Annotated in this window: 16 protein-coding genes; 11 read left to right on the top strand and 5 right to left on the bottom strand. The window is 73.8% G+C overall.

The window, feature by feature from the left end:
* The first annotated feature begins 271 nt into the window (after nucleotides 1-271).
* Entirely contained in the window at nucleotides 272-1075 is an 804-nt protein-coding gene (locus ATJ97_RS06900; RefSeq protein WP_170037180.1) for an AfsR/SARP family transcriptional regulator, read from the top strand.
* A gap of 34 nt (nucleotides 1076-1109) precedes the next feature.
* Here the strand turns inward: ATJ97_RS06900 and ATJ97_RS06905 are convergent, their stop codons facing one another.
* Nucleotides 1110-2924 carry a glycoside hydrolase family 13 protein gene (locus ATJ97_RS06905; protein ID WP_098483102.1) on the bottom strand — a complete coding sequence of 605 codons (1815 nt, stop codon included), beginning with the start codon at nucleotides 2922-2924 and terminating at the stop codon, nucleotides 1110-1112.
* A 92-nt stretch (nucleotides 2925-3016) separates the two neighbouring features.
* On the opposite strand from ATJ97_RS06905, the gene ATJ97_RS19695 reads away from it, so the two are divergent.
* Nucleotides 3017-4003 (top strand): NAD(P)/FAD-dependent oxidoreductase, encoded by a 987-nt coding sequence (locus ATJ97_RS19695; RefSeq protein ID WP_245862224.1) that lies wholly within the window; start codon nucleotides 3017-3019, stop codon nucleotides 4001-4003.
* Nucleotides 4000-5967, top strand: a complete 1968-nt coding sequence (locus tag ATJ97_RS19420; protein ID WP_245862227.1) for a RecQ family ATP-dependent DNA helicase — start codon at nucleotides 4000-4002, stop codon at nucleotides 5965-5967. The genes ATJ97_RS19695 and ATJ97_RS19420 overlap by 4 nt, the downstream gene beginning before the upstream one ends.
* Nucleotides 5968-5983: 16 nt before the next feature.
* Here ATJ97_RS19420 and ATJ97_RS06915 read toward each other — a convergent pair whose 3' ends face one another.
* Entirely contained in the window at nucleotides 5984-6463 is a 480-nt protein-coding gene (locus ATJ97_RS06915; protein ID WP_098483103.1) for a nucleoside deaminase, read from the bottom strand.
* Between the two features lie 186 nt (nucleotides 6464-6649).
* Here ATJ97_RS06915 and ATJ97_RS06920 point away from each other — a divergent pair, with 186 nt between their 5' ends.
* A complete protein-coding gene (locus ATJ97_RS06920; protein ID WP_170037186.1) occupies nucleotides 6650-7087 on the top strand; it encodes an SRPBCC family protein in 438 nt (145 codons plus the stop codon).
* Between the two features lie 117 nt (nucleotides 7088-7204).
* On the opposite strand, the gene ATJ97_RS19705 is transcribed toward ATJ97_RS06920, so the two are convergent.
* A complete protein-coding gene (locus tag ATJ97_RS19705) occupies nucleotides 7205-7354 on the bottom strand; it encodes a hypothetical protein (protein WP_170037189.1) in 150 nt (49 codons plus the stop codon).
* Between the two features lie 300 nt (nucleotides 7355-7654).
* Here ATJ97_RS19705 and ATJ97_RS06930 point away from each other — a divergent pair, with 300 nt between their 5' ends.
* Both ATJ97_RS06930 and ATJ97_RS06935 read left to right on the top strand, forming a co-directional pair.
* Nucleotides 7655-7930, top strand: a complete 276-nt coding sequence (locus tag ATJ97_RS06930) for a helix-turn-helix domain-containing protein (protein ID WP_143426897.1) — start codon at nucleotides 7655-7657, stop codon at nucleotides 7928-7930.
* Nucleotides 7931-8233: 303 nt separating this feature from the next.
* Nucleotides 8234-8623: a universal stress protein gene (locus ATJ97_RS06935; protein ID WP_098483107.1), complete on the top strand. Its 390-nt coding sequence runs from the start codon at nucleotides 8234-8236 to the stop codon at nucleotides 8621-8623.
* 167 nt (nucleotides 8624-8790) lie between these two features.
* Here ATJ97_RS06935 and ATJ97_RS06940 read toward each other — a convergent pair whose 3' ends face one another.
* The gene (locus ATJ97_RS06940; protein WP_098483108.1) at nucleotides 8791-10242 is read right to left on the bottom strand and encodes a dicarboxylate/amino acid:cation symporter; all 1452 of its coding nucleotides are present in this window, start codon (nucleotides 10240-10242) and stop codon (nucleotides 8791-8793) included.
* 529 nt (nucleotides 10243-10771) lie between these two features.
* On the opposite strand from ATJ97_RS06940, the gene rocD reads away from it, so the two are divergent.
* The 5 genes from rocD to ATJ97_RS19430 all read left to right on the top strand — a co-directional run bounded on the left by rocD (nucleotide 10772) and on the right by ATJ97_RS19430 (nucleotide 15502).
* Entirely contained in the window at nucleotides 10772-11983 is a 1212-nt protein-coding gene (gene rocD / locus ATJ97_RS06945) for an ornithine--oxo-acid transaminase (RefSeq protein WP_211287082.1), read from the top strand.
* Between the two features lie 212 nt (nucleotides 11984-12195).
* Nucleotides 12196-12381 carry a hypothetical protein gene (locus ATJ97_RS06950; protein WP_098483110.1) on the top strand — a complete coding sequence of 62 codons (186 nt, stop codon included), beginning with the start codon at nucleotides 12196-12198 and terminating at the stop codon, nucleotides 12379-12381.
* Nucleotides 12382-12654: 273 nt separating this feature from the next.
* The gene (locus ATJ97_RS06955; protein WP_143426898.1) at nucleotides 12655-13590 is read left to right on the top strand and encodes a hypothetical protein; all 936 of its coding nucleotides are present in this window, start codon (nucleotides 12655-12657) and stop codon (nucleotides 13588-13590) included.
* A complete protein-coding gene (locus tag ATJ97_RS06960; RefSeq protein WP_098483112.1) occupies nucleotides 13587-15053 on the top strand; it encodes a hypothetical protein in 1467 nt (488 codons plus the stop codon). Before ATJ97_RS06955 ends, ATJ97_RS06960 begins: the two co-directional genes overlap by 4 nt.
* On the top strand, nucleotides 15050-15502 hold the full coding sequence (locus ATJ97_RS19430; protein WP_143426899.1) for a hypothetical protein: 453 nt from the start codon (nucleotides 15050-15052) through the stop codon (nucleotides 15500-15502). Before ATJ97_RS06960 ends, ATJ97_RS19430 begins: the two co-directional genes overlap by 4 nt.
* A gap of 12 nt (nucleotides 15503-15514) precedes the next feature.
* On the opposite strand, the gene ATJ97_RS06970 is transcribed toward ATJ97_RS19430, so the two are convergent.
* Nucleotides 15515-16438, bottom strand: a complete 924-nt coding sequence (locus ATJ97_RS06970; RefSeq protein ID WP_098483114.1) for a universal stress protein — start codon at nucleotides 16436-16438, stop codon at nucleotides 15515-15517.
* Nucleotides 16439-16549: the final 111 nt, after the last annotated feature.

The raw sequence follows: 16549 nt of genomic DNA on the forward strand, positions 1-16549 counted from the left end.
CGCGGCGGCGAGGCGCACCCGGCTCGCTGTCGCGAGCACAGTCCGCGGCGCGGCGCGCGGGTTTCGGCGGATGACCGTCTCCGCGCGTCGGGTGATCCGGGGTGAACCTGCCGGTTATGCCTTGACAGTGCCCAGCCCTGGTGAAGATGGTGTTGGTGAGACGGAAGTCGTCGACGTCCGCACACGAGACGGAGGTTGTGACCCGGCTGTTCATCCGGTCCAGGGTCCCGACCGGGGGCATGGGGGCCACACATCCTTGCGGAGAGTCTTGATGCCCGCTGCCCCGCCGCCCCGGCCCACCCGACGGTGGTCCCTCCTTCTGCGTGACGGCTTCCGCCTGCTCGACGGCGAGCGTGCCGTCGCCGTGCCGTCCCGCGAGCGTCGGGTGCTGGCCGCGCTGGCCCTCCAGGGCCGCCGGCCGCGCGCCCACCTCAGCGGCCTGCTGTGGCCGGACAGCGAGGAACGGCGGGCGCAGGCGTCCCTGCGGGCCGCGATCTGGCGGATCCAGCACCTCGCGCAGGGACTGCTCACCGAGGCCGACGGCCTCCTCGGCCTGGCGCCGGGAACGCACGTCGACGTCCACGAGCTCCGGGCGCTGACGCACCGGGTGGTCGACCGGGAGCCGCTGGAGAGCCCGGCCACCGCCCTGGACGTGCTGCGGCGGGGTCCGCTGCTGCCCGGCTGGTACGACGACTGGGTCCTGGAGCAGCGCGCCCATCTCCACCAGCAGCAGCTGCGCTGCCTCGAGACGCTCGCCCAGGAGTTCATCGGGACCGGCCAGCTCGACGCCGCCCTCGAGGCGGCGATGACGGCCGCCACCCTGGAGCCGCTGCGGGAGAGCGCCCACCGCACGCTCATCCAGGTGCACCTGCAGGAGGGGAACCACATGGAGGCGGTGACGGTCTACCGGGACTTCTCCGAACGGCTGCGCCGCGAGCTGGGCATCGCAGCCTCCGCCAAGATGGTCGAGCTGGTCCGCCCGTTGGTCCAAGGGCCTCCGGCCCCGCCGCTGAGGGTCCGCCGCGCCGGCTCGGCGCGCCGCGCGGAGCGGGACGGCAGCCGCCAGGCGCGGTGACTGCAGCCCACCGGCGCGATCGCCGGCCACGCGGTCAGGCCAGGTAGACCCGCGACTCCCACGGCGCCAGGGTGACCGCCTCGCCGTCGGCGGGGGCGCCGTCGAGATGCGTGGTGAGGACGAGCTCCCCGGCGAGCGCCCGGGCCTGCCCGGGGAGCGTCACCGCGACCGGCTCGCTCGACCAGTTGGCCACCACGAGGAGCGTGCGCCCGCGGGAGGTGGGACCGCCGTCGGACGTGCGGGTGTAGGCGAACACCTGCTCGTGCTCCGGCAGCAGGAGCTCGAACCGGCCGTCGACCACCACGTCCAGGGCGTGCCGCAGCTCGATGAGCCGGCGGTAGTGGTGGAACACCGAGTCGGGGTCCGCGACGGCGTCCGCCGCGTTGATCTCGACGTAGGAGGGGTTCACCGACAGCCACGGGGTGCCGGTGGTGAATCCGGCGTTCGGGGCGCTGTCCCACTGCATCGGCGTGCGGGCGTTGTCACGGCTGACCGGCCCGATGCCGGCCATGACCTCGCCGTCGGAGGCGCCGCCGGAGACGGACTCGCGGTAGTAGTTCAGCGTCTCGATGTCGCGGTAGTCCTCGATCTCCGCCCAGCCGACGTTCGTCATGCCGAGCTCCTCGCCCTGGTAGACGTACGGCGTCCCGCGGAGCATGTGCAGCACCGTGCCGAGGGTCTTGGCGGAGCTCACCCGGTGCTCGGCGGAGTCGTCGCCCCAGCGCGAGACGACGCGGGGCTGGTCGTGGTTGTTCCAGTACAGCGAGTTCCACCCGGCGTCCGCCAGGCCCTCCTGCCACGCGGCCATGTTGGCCTTGAGGTCGGGCAGGTGGAGCGGCCGCAGCTGCCACTTCCCGCGCTCACCGTGGTCGACGCCCATGTGCTCGAAGGTGAAGACCATGTCGAGCTCCCGGCTGGCCGGGTCGGTGACGGAGCGCGCCAGCTCCAGGGTGACGCCGGGCATCTCCCCCACGGTGAGCAGCACGTCGCCGTCGCGGCCGCCGTCGGCGAGGACCTCGCGGTGCATCTCGGCGAGGAACTCCTCCAGCCGCGGCCCGTTGGTGTAGTGCGGCGAGCCGTCGCCGAACCGCACCCCCGCCGGGAGCGCCGGGTCCACCGCGCCGTCGGGCAGCGAGCCGTCCTCGCCCACCACCTTGGAGATGAGGTTGATGACGTCCATGCGGAACCCGTCGACGCCGCGGGCCACCCACCAGCGCATCATGTCGTAGACGGCGTGGCGAACCTCGGGGTTCTCCCAGTTGAGGTCCGGCTGCTTGCGGGAGAACAGGTGGAGGTAGTACTCCCCGCTCGCCTCGTCCCACTCCCAGGTGGACCCGGAGAAGAACGAGTGCCAGTTGGTCGGCTCGGCCCCCGGCGTGCCGCCCACGGTGCCCGGGCGCGGCGGGCGCCACCAGTACCAGTCCCGCTTCGGCGAGTCCTTGCCCGCGCGCGACTCGACGAACCACGGGTGCTCGTCCGAGGTGTGGTTGACCACCAGGTCCATCACCAGGCGCATGCCGCGGGCGTGCAGGCCGGCGATCAGCTCGTCGACGTCCGCGAGCGTCCCGAACGTGGGGTCGATGTCCTGGTAGTCGGAGATGTCGTAGCCGTTGTCGTCCTGCGGCGAGGAGTAGATCGGCGAGAGCCACACGACGTCGACCCCGAGCTGCTGCAGGTAGTCCAGCCTGCCGATGATCCCACGCACGTCGCCCACGCCGTCGCCGTCGGAGTCGGCGAAGGAGCGCGGGTAGATCTGGTAGACGACGGCGGTGCGCCACCACTCCCGGCCGTGCGCCGGCGCGGGCGCTCCCTCGTCGGTCCGTACGGCTGCCGCTGGCTGCTCCGTCATGCTTCCCACCCTATGAGCCGACGGCGGAGCCCGGCCTCTCGGGCATGCCCGTTCCGATTGCCGCCCCGGCCCTCGGGCCGCAGAGTGAACCAGTGACAGACGCCCCCACCGCCTCCCTCCCCCGCTACGACGTCGTCGTGGTCGGAGGAGGTCCCGCCGGCCTCTCCGCGGCCCTCGTCCTCGGGCGCGCCCGCCGCCGGGTGCTCGTGGTCGACGCGGGCCGTCCCCGCAACGCCTGCTCCGCCAGCCTGCACGGCTTCCTCACCCGGGACGGCATCGACCCCGCCGAGCTGCTCGAGCTCGCTCGGTCCGAGGTGGAGCGCTACGGCGTCCAGATCGCCCGGGACGAGGTGGTCCGGGCCACGACCGAGGACGCCCCGGACGGCGTCCCGGGACCGTGGTTCCGCGTCATCCTCGCCGACGGCGGCCCGGTGGTCGCCCGGCGCGTCGTCGTCGCGGCGGGCATCACCGACGTCCTGCCGGAGATCGACGGGCTCCCCGGCCGCTGGGGCCGCGACGTCCTGCACTGCCCCTACTGCCACGGTCACGAGGTCAGCGGGCAGGCGCTCGGCGTGGTCGCCGGCAGCGCCGAGGGCGCCGTCCACCAGGCCCTGCTGCTGCGCCAGCTCTCCGACGACGTCACCGTGGTGCTCCACGACGTCGACGCGGACGAGCTCGGCGACCGGGAGCGCGCCCTGCTCGCCGCCCGGGGGGTCACCGTCGTGCCCGGACGGGTCGAGGGCGTCGAGGAGCAGGACGACCGGCTCGCGGGCGTGAGGCTGGCGAACGGCTCCGTCCTGCCGTGCGACGCGCTCTTCGTCTCGCCGCGCTTCGTGCTCGACCAGGGGCCGTGGGACGAGCTGGCACCGCAGACCACCCAGAACGACCTCGGCACCTTCCTCGCGACCGACCCCGAGGGCCGCACCTCCGTCCCGGGGCTGTGGGCGGTCGGCAACGTCGCGGACCTCTCCGCCCAGGTGCTGGGCGCGGCCGAGCTCGGGTCCCGCGCCGCCATCGGCATCAACGGCGAGCTGGTCCTGGCCGACGCCGACGCCGCGCTCGTCGGGCAGCTCGCATGAGCGCCACCGCTGACGCCGTCCGGTCCGTCGCCCGCGACTCCTTCGGCTGGGAGCAGCTCCGCCCCGGTCAGGAGGAGGCGATGGTCGCGGTCGTCGAGGGCCGCGACGTCCTGGCCGTGATGCCCACCGGGTACGGCAAGTCCGGCATCTACCAGGTGCCCGCGGTGCTGCGCCGGGGTCCGACCGTCGTCGTCTCCCCGCTCATCTCGCTCCAGACCGACCAGGTGGCCGGGCTGGAGGCGCAGGGCGCTCCCGAGGCCGTGGCGCTGAACTCCGCCCAGGGCGAGGGGGAGAACGCCCGCGCATGGCGGGCCGTGGGCAAGGAGGACGCCGAGTTCCTCTTCCTCTCGCCCGAGCAGCTCGCCAAGGACGAGGTCGTCGACCGCATCCGCGCGTTCGGGCCGTCGCTGTTCGTCGTGGACGAGGCGCACTGCATCTCCTCCTGGGGCCACGACTTCCGGCCCGACTACCTTGCCCTGGGGCACGTCGCCGAACGCGTCGGGCGCCCGCCCGTCGTGGCGCTGACCGCCACCGCCGCCACGCCCGTCCAGGCCGAGATCATCGAGCGGCTGAGGCTGCGCGAGCCGCTCGTGGTGGCGCGCGGTTTCGACCGTCCGAACCTGCAGCTGTCCGTGGTGCGCCACACCGACGCGGAGAGCAAGCGCCGGGCCGTCCTCGAGCAGGTCCCCGCGCTCCCTGGGTCCGGCCTGGTGTACGTGGCCACCCGCAAGGACACCGAGCGGTACGCCGAGGCGCTCGCCGAACGGCTCGCCCAGGGCGGCGACGGCGTGCCTGCACGCACGGTCGCGGCCTACCACGCCGGGCTGCCGGCACGGCGGCGGGAGGAGGTCCACCATGGTTTCCTCGACGGCGAGGTGGACGTGGTCGTCGCGACGTCGGCGTTCGGCATGGGCATCGACAAGCCCGACGTGCGCTTCGTCGTCCACGTCGACGCGCCGGACTCCCTCGACGCGTACTACCAGGAGATCGGCCGCGCCGGACGCGACGGCGAGGAGGCACGGGCAGTCCTGCACTACCGACCCGAGGACCTCGGCCTACGCCGGTTCTTCGCCTCCGCCAAGGTCGACGAGGACGCCCTCCGTGCCGTCCTCACCACCGCCCGGCGAGCCACCGGACCGCTCACGCTGGCGGCCCTGCGCGAGCGCACCGGCCTCTCCGCCCGCAAGGTCACCGGCATCGTGAACCTGCTGCAGGAGGTCGGTGCCGCGCGGCGCACCCGGCGCGGGGTGAGCGCCGAGGGACGCGCCGCCCCGCGCTCGGTGGTCGCCGAGGTCGTCGAGCTCACCGAGTCACGCGAGCGCATCGAGCGCTCGCGCGTGGAGATGGTGCGCGGGTATGCGGAGACGCAAGGCTGCCGCCGCCAGTTCCTGCTCGGCTACTTCGGCGAGCCGCACGAGGGCTCGTGCGGGGCCTGCGACGTCTGTCTGGACGACGGCGGGATCGACCTGGGGCCGTCCGCGTCGCCGGCCGTCGCCGCGAGCGGCGGGTCGGCCCCGTCGGCCGTCTCGGCGCCGCCGACGGCGGAGTCGCCGCCCGTGGCCCCCGCCACCGTCGCGCTCCCTCCGGCCGCGTCGCTGAGCTCGGACGAGGTCGACGGCCCGCGCGCCCCGGAGCACGACGCCGACGGCCCGCCCGTCTCGGAGCACGACGTCGACGGCCCGCGCGTCTCGGAGCACGACGTCGACTCCCAGCGCACCGGCGGCACCGGTGCCGACGGCGACGGGCTCGGCCCGGGCGGCGAGCAGCGGAGCGACGGGAGCGGCCGGTCAGGCGAGCCCGACCCGTTCCCGCTCCAGGCCGCCGTCGTCCATCCGGAGTGGGGCGACGGCGTGGTGATGCGTCACGAGGAGGACAGGATCACCATCTTCTTCGAGCACGAGGGGTACAAGACCCTGTCGCGCGAGCTCATCGCCGAGCACGACCTGCTGCGCCGCACCTCGTGAGCGCGGCCGCACCTCGTCAGTAGTGCACGCGGTCCTCGAACGCCTCCCATGCCTCGAACGGGGCGGTGGCGTTGTCGGGCCGCAGCTCGATCAGGGGCATGCGGTCGCGCTGGTCGTGGTTGGTGACGTACTTGTGGAACTCGGCGTCGTCGAAGCCGACGCGGGCGGCGTCGTGCCTGTCGGCGGCGAAGTAGACCGCGTCGACCCGCGCCCACAGCGCCGCGCTGAGGCACATCGGGCACGGCTCGCAGCTGCTGTACAAGGTGGCACCGGCCAGGTCTGGCGACCCGGTCTCCCGGCACGCCGTCCTGATGGCCACGATCTCGGCGTGCGCCGTGGGGTCCAGCGTCGCGGTCACGCGGTTGGTGCCCTCGAACCTGCGACCGTCCGCCGTGACGACGACGGCCGCGAACGGTCCGCCCTCCGAGGCCACGTTGGCGGTGGCCAGCTCGACGGCGCGCGCGAGGTGCTCCGCTGCCTGCTCCGGGTCTCGCATCAGACGTCCTCCTCGTCGGGGCCGCAGGAGATCCGGAGCTCCGCTGCCCCGTCGCTCACCTGCTGCAGGCCCGTGGACCTAGGTCGCGATTCTTTCCTGAAGGTTTGCACCGTGTCGACCGGTCGGGTGACGCGTCTCAGCAGGCCATCGGAGGCGCGCAGCAGTGGCCCGGGTGAAGATGACCGCGTGCGCCGCACCCTTCCCGCCCCCGCTCCCGAGGCGTTCGCGCTCCTTGCGGACCTCCGCGGGCACCACCGGTGGATCCCGCTGACGACCACCGACGCCCCTCCCCCGCCCGCCCGGCGCGGTGACGTGCTCACGGCCGTGACGGCCGGCTTCTTCCCGGACCGGATGAGGGTCGAGCACGTACGTCATCCCGACGCCGTCCGCCAGGACGGCGAGCTCAGGGTGCGCAAGCTGGGACCCGTTCTCCTGGGCGACGTGACGATCACGGTCACGCCGGCCGGCCCCGGGACCTGTGTGGCCGACTGGCGGGAGGACGTGTGGCTGCGCGGCCCTCTGCCCCGTGCCCTGACGCGCCTGCTGCTGACTCCGGTGCTCGAGGGCATGACCGCACTCGCGCTGCGCAAGGTCGAACGGCATCTCGCGGGTTCCGGCACCTGACCTGTGGATCGGGCTCGTCGCGTCGGCGGGCTGTGCATCGCTCGTGCGGCAGGGCAGCGGCCCAGCCACTATCGCCGCCATGACCGAAGATCTACTTTCCGGGACGCGACGCCGAAGTCACGTGACTTTCTCGCCGACATCATGCGGCGACACGACCCCCTCGCCGACATCATGCGGCGACACGACCCCCTCGCCGACATCATGCGGCGACACGACCCCCTCGCCGACTTCGTGCGGCGACATGACCTTTTCGGCGACATCCAGCACAGCGCGATTGGAGCCAGCTCTGCGCTCATCAGTCCACCGGCGCGAGAACCCGCGCGCCCCGCTCACCTCGTGCTCGCTGAGCTGGTGGCGTTCGTGCCCCGGTGTCAGATGTGAGCGGCGCGCAATCCGTGCGAGGCAGGCTGCCCGGATTCGCGCGAGGGTAGAAGTCACGGAAAAGGTCACCTCGAACGCCGCGGCCGAGCGACGCCATCCGATCGCCGCCGCCGAGCGACGCCATTCGATCGCGGCTGCCGAGCGTGGCGCTCGCGCGGCGGGCGACGGCCGCCGCGGGAGCCCGGAATGACTCCCATGGCCGACCCGTTCCAGCTCCCGCACGTCGACGACGACGGGCTCGCTGCCGTCGTGGCCGCCAACATCCGGCTGGAGGCGGCACGCCACGGCCTGGCTCAGAACGACATCGCGGGGATCGTGCGGATCTCGCGGTCGGCGGTCTCCCTGCGTTCCACGGGCAGGGTGCCGTGGACGCTGGACGAGGTGGGCCGGCTGTCGCAGGCGCTCGGCATCCGGCCGGGCGACCTGATGACGCCGCCGCGTCCGGCGTCACGGGCCTGGTGAAGCTCGTCCCTTGAGCCCTGGAACCGGGTCTAACGGCCCGTGGTCCACGGCCCACGGCCCACGGCCCACGGCCAGGATTCCAGGCCCGGGGCACGGGGCGGGAGGCCGGCGACGCTGTACCGACGTGCGACGTCCGGCGGGAGCCGACACCGAGACGCCCGGCGGGTGCCGACACCGAGACGCCCGGCGGGTGCCGACACCGAGACACCGGGACGCAGGTCCTGTGCGAAAGCGGTCCGGATTGCGCCATGATGCCCGTAACGCCAGGTGATCATCCTGCCCGGTCCGAGGAAGGACTCCCGCATGACCATCGTCGTCGGTTACACCACCAAGCCCGAGGGCAAGGCCGCGCTCCAGCGAGCGATCGCCGAGGCCCGCGCGCACGACGAGGACGTCGTCGTCCTCAACGTCTCCGAGGGTGACGGTGTGCGCGACCCCTTGCTCGCCAGCGAGGACGAGCTCGAGGCCGTGCGCCGGGAGCTGGCCGAGTCCGGGATCGACGGCACCGTGCGCCAGCTCGTGCGGGGCAAGGACGCCGCCGACGAGATCGGCGCCATCGCCCAGGAGGTCGGCGCCAGCCTCGTCGTGATCGGCCTGCGCAGGCGCACTCCCGTGGGCAAGCTGGTGCTCGGCAGCAACTCCCAGAAGATCCTGCTCAACACCTCCGCGCCCGTGCTCGCCGTCAAGGCCTGAGAAGCCGGAACGGGCCGGCGGCGGAGAGAGATTCTCTCCGCCGCCGGCCCGTCTGCGTATCTGGACTGCGCCCGGCCCGCGGCCCGGCATGGGGCTTTGCCCGGGGCCGCGCGCCGGCGGGGCTAGGCGCGGTGGGGCTAGGCGCGGCGGGGCTAGGCGCGGCGGGGCTACGCCCGGCTGGCCGCGAGCGCGGGGGCGGCTGCGCCGTCGTTGCCGGTGCCGGCGGCGACGAGCTCGGGCTCGTCCTCGTCGTCGTCCTCGAAGAGGTCCTCGGCGTCGGCGGAGGCGTACTGCTCAAGGTCGAGGATGCCCTCCCGCTTGGCCACGATGACCGGCACGAGGACCTGGCCGGCGACGTTCGTCGCGGTGCGGCCCATGTCGAGGATCGGGTCGATCGCGAGGAGCAGGCCGACGCCCTCGAGGGGCAGGCCGAGCGTCGAGAGGGTGAGGGTCAGCATCACGGTCGCCCCGGTCAGGCCGGCGGTGGCGGCGGAGCCGACCACGGAGACGAAGGCGATGAGCAGGTAGTCGGTCACGCCCAGGTCCACGCCGAAGAACTGCGCGACGAAGATCGCGGCGATCGCCGGGTAGATCGCGGCGCAACCGTCCATCTTCGTGGTCGAGCCCAGCGGCACCGCAAAGGACGCGTAGGCGCGCGGCACCCCGAGGTTGCGGTGGGTCACCCGCTCGGTGACGGGCAGGGTGCCGATCGAGGACCGGGAGACGAACGCCAGCTGGATGGCCGGCCACGCGCCGCGGAAGTACCGGCCGACCGAGAGTCCGTGGGCCCTGAGCAGCACCGGGTAGAGCACGAACAGCACGAGCGCCAGACCGACGTAGATGGCCACGGCGAAGGTGCCGAGGTTCGTCAGCGAGCTCCAGCCGTAGGTGGCGATGGCGCGGCCGATGAGGCCGAGCGTGCCCAGCGGGGCGAGGCGGATGATCCACCACAGCACCGTCTGGATGACCTTCAGGAGCGACTTGTTGAAGGCCAGGAACGGCTCGGCCTTCTTGCCGGACCTCAGCGCGGCGACACCGACGGCGAGGGCGATCACGATGATCTGCAGCACGTTGAAGCTCACGCCGGTGGTGATGCCGACGATGGCGCCGTCGTCACCGGTCTCCAGGCTGGAGGAGGCGCCCAGGCCCAGGAAGTTGGCCGGGATGAGGCCCTGCAGGAAGTCGAGCCAGGTGCCGGTCCGGCTCGGTGCGGCCGCGTCCGCGGCGTCCACCGCGGCGTTCGCGCCGGGCTGGAGCAGGAGGCCGAGGCCGATGCCGATGCCCACGGAGACGAGCGCGGTGATCGCGAACCAGAGGAGGGTCTGACCGGCCAGGCGGGCGCCGTTGGCGACCCCGCGCAGGTTCGCGATGGAGGCCACGATGGCGGTGAAGACCAGCGGCGGGACGACCGCCTTGAGCAGGTTGACGAACGAGCTGCCGATGGTGGTCAGCGTGACGGTGAGCCAGTTGTCCTCGCCGGCCGCGGTGGGGCCGATCTCGAGCGCCGCCCACCCGGCGAGAACGCCGAGCACGAGGCCGAGGAGGATCTGGGTGCTGAACGAGGGCAGACGGAGCCGACGCCTCGGCTCGGTCGCCGTCGGGGACGGGGTGGAGGACACGGGTGTGACCTTTCGATGGGGAGGGGCCCGGGCGCGCAGGGGGCGCACGGGGAAGGACGCCGCACGGCGACGGCGGAGGAGAAGGCAGCGAGGACGGCGAAGGGAGCCGGCCCCAACGGTCAGAGGCGCAGGAGCGCCAGGAGCGGTGCGAGGGGCGCGTGGACTCTCACGCGCCGGTCAACGAGTCGCGATCAGCGGGACTCAGCGACAACAGCAGGCCGCGGGCGCACACATCATGCTCGCCTGACGACAAAGGTCGACGGCGTGACGCACGGTGAGGTTCCACGGGTTCAGCACGAACGCTCCTGAATCGGACACGGACCGCACAGATGCGGGCCGGCGCCCACCGTAACGCAGCAGACCCGGGCCTGAGTAGGGATCGCGGCCGGATTGTGACCCACGCCGCTCCCATGTCCTTCCCAACCGGCGCCGCTGGCCCTAGCGTCAGCACCATCATCGGTACGAGGAGGAACCGTTGCGCAAGCACGCCGATGTCCCGAGCGCCACCCCCCGGACGGCCACTCCCGGGGTGACGAAGCACGCTGCGAACCTCAGCGTCCTGGCGCCCAACTACAACCCGCTGGACGTCGTCCTGGTCTCCGGCGAGGGGTCCTGGGTCACGGACGTCGACGGCCGGCGCTACCTCGACTGCCTGGCCGGCTACTCGGCGCTGAACTTCGGGCACCGCCACCCCGGACTGGTGGCGGCCGCCCAGGAGCAGCTCGACAGCATCACCCTGACCTCGCGCGCGTTCCGCCACGACCTGCTCGAGCCGTTCGCCCGCGCCGTCACGTCGCTCACGGGCACCGAGATGCTTCTGCCGATGAACACGGGCGCGGAAGCTGTCGAGACGGCGGTGAAGGCGTCGCGCAAGTGGGGCTACGACGTCAAGGGCATCCCCGACGGCACTGCGAGCATCGTCGTCGCGTCCGGCGCCTTCCACGGCCGCACCACCACCATCGTCTCGATGAGCGACGACCCCGAGACGCGCGACGGCTTCGGGCCCTACACGCCCGGCTTCCGGATCGTGCCCTTCGGCGACGCCGACGCCGTGGCCGAGGCCGTCGACGAGACCACCGTCGCGGTGCTGGTCGAGCCGATCCAGGGCGAGTCCGGCGTCATCATCCCGCCCGCCGACTACCTCCCCCGTCTGCGGGCGCTGTGCGACGAGCGGAACGTGCTGCTCGTCCTGGACGAGATCCAGTCCGGCCTGGGCCGCACGGGCACCACGCTCGCCCAGGACCTCGCCGGCGTCCGCGCCGACCTCACGACGCTCGGCAAGGCGCTCGGCGGCGGGATCCTCCCGGTTTCCGCCGTCGTCGGACGGCGCGAGGTGCTGAGCGTCCTGACCCCCGGCACCCACGGCTCCACGTTCGGCGGCAACCCGCTGGCGTGCGCGGTCGGCATCGCGGTGGTGGACCTGCTCGTGCCGGGCACGCTGCAGGCGCGGGCCGCCACGCTCGGCTCGGAGCTGCGGACGCGCCTCGAGGCAATGGTGGCCGAGGGGCTGCTGGCGGCGGTGCGGACGGTGGGGCTGTGGGCCGGCCTCGACGTCGAGCCGTCGCTGGGCCTGAGCGGTCGGGAGACGTGCGAGCTGCTCGCCGCGCACGGGGTGCTGGCGAAGGACACGCACGGGTCCACGATCCGGCTCGCTCCCCCGCTGACGATCGAGCGCGAGGACCTCGACCTCGCGCTCGACATCCTCACGAAGGTGCTCCGGGAGCGCCGGGCGGCCGAATAATCGCTCGACGTGCCGCTCCGCCTCCTGCCAGGCTGGCGGCCATGAAGAAGAACTCCTGAAGCCGGCCGGCGCTCTGGCGCCGGCAGCGCCCGACCTGCGGCGACCGTCCAACTCTCACCGACGGGACCCTGCCCCAGGCGGCCACGGCACACGTGGCACGGATCGCCCCTGGCCCGTGACCGTCCGGGCCCCGCCCCTTCAGGAGGTACCCCTTGGAACCGCTTCTGCACGCCTTCGCGCTCAACAGCCTCGGCCGCGGTATGGCCGACATCGCCGAGCAGCCCCATCGCCCGACGACCGACCTGCGGCGCCGCAAGAGCACGCCGGTGCGCCAGCCGGCCCCGCGCCAGGCACCGCCGCGGCGGCCGTCGATCCCGCTGCGCCAGCCCAAGCGGTAGCGCGCACGGGAGGCTCGCCGTCGCCCACGACGCCCTCGCACCCACCGGGTGCGGGGGCGTCGGTGTGCCACTGAGGGGACTGCTGAGCGGTTGTCCGGCCAGCCTGAGGGCCGTATCCGACGACCAGTGTCCTGAGGTGACTCCGACACGGGATGTCCATGGGGAGTTCTCCCCATGGCGGCCCACCGGACACCCGGGTAGACATAGAGCCACAGCGGACGCAGGGGGCGTCCGGTGGACGACGCCTCTGCGTCGACCCGGGAGGGGGCTCCGTTGGGGGTCAGAGCTTTGCGGCTGCACGACATCACGGGCCCCCTCCTCCTGTCTGTTGATCTTGCCTCCTGGCACGTCCTGCTCGGCGCGCTCGACCAGGGCCCGGCCCTCGCAGTTCCGAGCGCTTTCACGCCCGATCCTGCGGCCAGCCTCTCCCCCGCCGAGCGGGCCGCCGCCTGGGAACGGCTCGCCGCCCAGGGCCTGGCCGTGACGGTCCCGCCCGACGGTGCGGGTACGCCGGCTGATCTGCTGCCCGCCGTCGTCACCGGTCTGGCGCTCTTCGGCAGGCCCGGAGTGCGGGCCCGGGTCAGCTCTCTCCACGGCTCGACGGCGGTCACCGAGGTCGCCGCCTGGGACGGCACGCGCGCCGTCGCTCTCGCCCGGCGACGTCGCACGGCGGACATGGACGCCGACGGCCCCGTGCTCGGCGAGCGAGCGGTCGAGGCACCGGCGGTCGGGGCGCCGGCGGTCGACGAGCCGGCGGTCGAGCTTGCGTTCCTCCGGTCCGAGGATCTGCTCGCCCACCTCCTGCGCGCCGTGCCGCCGGCGCCGCCCGGCGAGCGGTACTGGCCCGGGGCGCCGGTGACCGTGCCGTGGCCACGCTCCGTCGCGATGGTCCAGGCGCTCCGCGACGACCGTCCGGACGTCGCCCACCACCTCGCGGACCTGCCGGAGGAGGCGTTCGTCGCGCTCGGTGCGGTCGCCCGCCGGCTCACCGGGGCTGTCGACCTCGCGGTTCTGGGCACCGAGCACCGGACGCCGCCGTACCGCAGCTCGTGGCTGTGGACGGCGGAGGAGATCGTGCGGCTGACGGAGGCGACCCCCGAGGCCGTGGGGCTGCAGCTGAGCGGCCGCCGCACCCTGCGTGCCGAGCTGCTGGGTGCCCTCGCGGGGCTCGCCCGGGAGCAGGCCGGCCGGACGGCTGACATCGAGTGACCGCGCTGACGGTCTCCGGCGGCGGCGGGTCCCTCGATGCCCGCACCACCGACATGCGGGCCCAGGCGCGCGTGCTCGACGACCTCGCCCAGGACGTGCGCGACCTCGCGGCCCGGGTGGCCGGGGTCCCCCTCGACCCGGCCGTCCTCGCCTCCGGCCTCTACGCCCCCGTCGGCCTGGCCCGCATCCAGGCGTCCGCCGTCGCCGCCCAGCTCCCGCCGGCGGGACTGGCGTGGCTGGCCCTGGAGTACGAGGCGACCGGCTGCTACCTGCGCGGCGCCGCGGACGCGTACGACGCCGTCGACGCCGCGCTGGCCGAGGCCGCCGAAGGCCTTCGTGCCGCGGCGGGCGAGGCGATCCTCTCGACCCTGCTCCTCGCCGGTCTCGGCGCCCTCGCCGTCGGCGGCGCGGGCTGGGCCGCGACGAGGGCGTTGCCGGGCGGCGCCCGCGACGACGTCGACGCCTGGCTCGCGCAGCTCGCCGCGGCGCTCGGCCCGGCACTGGTGGGTGGCGGCGCCCAGCTGCTCTTCGACCAGCCGTGGGTCACGGACACGGTGCTCGCCGGGGTCCCCGCGCTGGTCAACAGCCCCGGGGACCTGTTCGGGCTCCAGGAGCACCCGCTCTCCTACGAGTCCGTCGTGGCGCTGCTGCTGGCCGCCGGGACCGGCGCCGGCCTCTTCCACCACGGTCCGGTGGCCATCTCCCGCCGCCGCCGGCTCGAGGGGGCCGCACCGCGCTCCGTGGCCGACGTCTTCGCCAACCTCGACACCATGTCCGGCCCCGCGGAGAGCCAGGAGATCCGGGTGACCCACGTCGTCGGACCGGCGGGCGAGTCACGGTTCGTCGTGGAGATCCCCGGAACGGAGTCCTGGGAGCCACGCTCGACGACGAACCCCGCCGACGTGAAGACCAACCTCCAGGAGATCGCCGGGCAGGAGTCGGCGATGCGCGCCGCGGTGGAGCTCGCCCTGGCCGACGCGATGGAGGCGGCCGGGATCCCGCCCGGGGAGCGCGGGCGACCGGAGGTGCTGCTCGCCGGGCACAGCCAGGCCGGCATCGTCGCCGTCAACCTCGCCAGCGACCCCGACCCGGCCTTCCGGTACTCCCACGTGCTCGTGGGCGGCTCCCCCATCTCCCTCGCCGACGTGCCGGAGTCCGTCCACGTCCTCGCCCTCGAGCACGAGCAGGACCCGGTGCCCCGGCTCGACGGCGTATCCAACGCGCCCCGGCACCATGTCACCACGGTCGTCCGCGACATCGCCGGCGAGGTGCCTGCCGACCTGCACGGCGCCCAGAACCCGGCCACCGCCCACGACCTGGAGCTCTACCGCCGCACCGGCGCCGTCGTGGACGCCTCGCAGGACCCTGCGGTCGCGCAGGCCCGGGACGGGCTGGCGCCGTTCTTCACCGGGACCGCGTCCGCCACGTGGTCCTACGAGGCGACGCAGGAGCCGACGCCGTGAGCGACCGGGACCTCCCGCTGCGCCTCGAGGCGCTGGCCGACGAGATGGCCGACGTCGCCGCCCGCGCCCGTGCCGTCGGGCAGGAGCTCCTGCGTGCCGGCGAGCAGACCCCGTGGGCGTCGGTCGCGGCGGACAGCTTCCGTGAGGACCTGGCCCGCACCGCCGCCGACACGGAGCGCACCGTGTCCCTCGTCCGGGCGCTGGAGACGGACTTGCGGACGCAGGCTCAGGAGGTGCGGGAGACGTTCGCGCTGATCGACGCGGCGCGGGAGTGGGTGGCCGAGCAGGCGGAGTCGGCGCGCGGGCTGCTTCGCCGAGCGTGGGACGGCGTCGTCGACGTGCTCACCGGCGACGTCGACCGGGCCCGCTGGGTCATCGACGTCGCCGGTGCAGGGCGGGACGACCTCGACCCGGGCTGGCTGGACGCCGCCCGCGCACTGCGCGACTGACCGACCGCCCGCTCAGCGGTTCCAGGGCACGTCGGCGGGGCCGCGCCCCTCGTCCCCGGCGCGGGCCGGCACGACCATGACGGGTGAGATCGCGTGGTGCAGCACCGCCTGGCTCGTCGAGCCCAGCAGCAGCCCGGCGAAGCCGCCGCGGCCGCGGGAGCCGACGACGATGAGCTCGACGGCGGTGGAGAACTCGGCCATCAGCGCGGCGGCGTTGCCGTCCAGCGCGTGCTGACGGACGCGAACCTCTCGACCGGCGACCGCGGACTCGACGGCCACGCTCAGCCCCTCGCGCACATCGGCGAGCACCTCGTCACGGTCGACGGCGGCCGGGAGCCAGGCCATCGCGCCGGCGCCCGTCGCGATCGGGACGGCGGCGACGGCGGTGAGCTCCGCGTCCCACAGGATCGCCTCGTCGACGGCGCGGCGCAGCGCGATGCGGGCGGACTCGGAGCCGTCGACGCCGACCACGATGCGCCGGACGGGTGTGAACTCTCGGCCGGCGCGCAACGGCACCACCACGGTCGGGCAGTGGGCGTGAGCGGGCAGCGCGGAGGAGACGGTGCCCAGGAGCCGGTCGGTGAACCCGCCGCCGCCGCGGGTGCCGACGACGACCATGCTCGCCTCGCGGGAGAGGTCGACGAGGACTCCGGCGGGGTCGCCGGTCTCGAGCGCGGAGGTCACGACCAGGCCTGACCCGGCTGTGCGGGCCACCGCCTCGTCGACGACCGCCTGGGCGCCCTGCTGGATCGCGGTGTCGTCCATCGCGGCGTACCCGCCGTCGAGGGAGGCGGCGGTGAACGACGGCAGCGCGTAGGCGCACACGACGTGCAGGCGCCACCCCGAGCGTCCCGCCTCGGCGACCGCCCAGTCCACGGCACCGAGGCTCGCCTCCGAACCGTCCACCCCGACCACGACGACCTTTTCGCGGGTCATGGTTCCGCCTCCTTCGTTGACCGAGCGTTGACCATCAGGTGCCTTTTCCGGAACCCTATCGGCACCCGACGACCTCGACACCGGGACCTTGGAGGGCATGTCGCCGAACGG

The sequence above is a fragment of the Georgenia soli genome (assembly GCF_002563695.1).
GTDB classification, from domain to species: Bacteria; Actinomycetota; Actinomycetes; order Actinomycetales; family Actinomycetaceae; genus Georgenia; species Georgenia soli.

Coding starts and splice junctions, on each gene's coding strand:
- ATJ97_RS06970 (WP_098483114.1), bottom strand. CDS start 16,438: ATGACCCGCGAAAAGGTCGTCGTGGTCGGGGTGGACGGTTCGGAGGCG.
- ATJ97_RS06915 (WP_098483103.1), bottom strand. CDS start 6,463: ATGCGAGACCCGGAGCAGGCAGCGGAGCACCTCGCGCGCGCCGTCGAG.
- ATJ97_RS06935 (WP_098483107.1), top strand. CDS start 8,234: ATGACCATCGTCGTCGGTTACACCACCAAGCCCGAGGGCAAGGCCGCG.
- ATJ97_RS06930 (WP_143426897.1), top strand. CDS start 7,655: ATGACTCCCATGGCCGACCCGTTCCAGCTCCCGCACGTCGACGACGAC.
- ATJ97_RS19420 (WP_245862227.1), top strand. CDS start 4,000: ATGAGCGCCACCGCTGACGCCGTCCGGTCCGTCGCCCGCGACTCCTTC.
- ATJ97_RS06905 (WP_098483102.1), bottom strand. CDS start 2,924: ATGACGGAGCAGCCAGCGGCAGCCGTACGGACCGACGAGGGAGCGCCC.
- ATJ97_RS06900 (WP_170037180.1), top strand. CDS start 272: ATGCCCGCTGCCCCGCCGCCCCGGCCCACCCGACGGTGGTCCCTCCTT.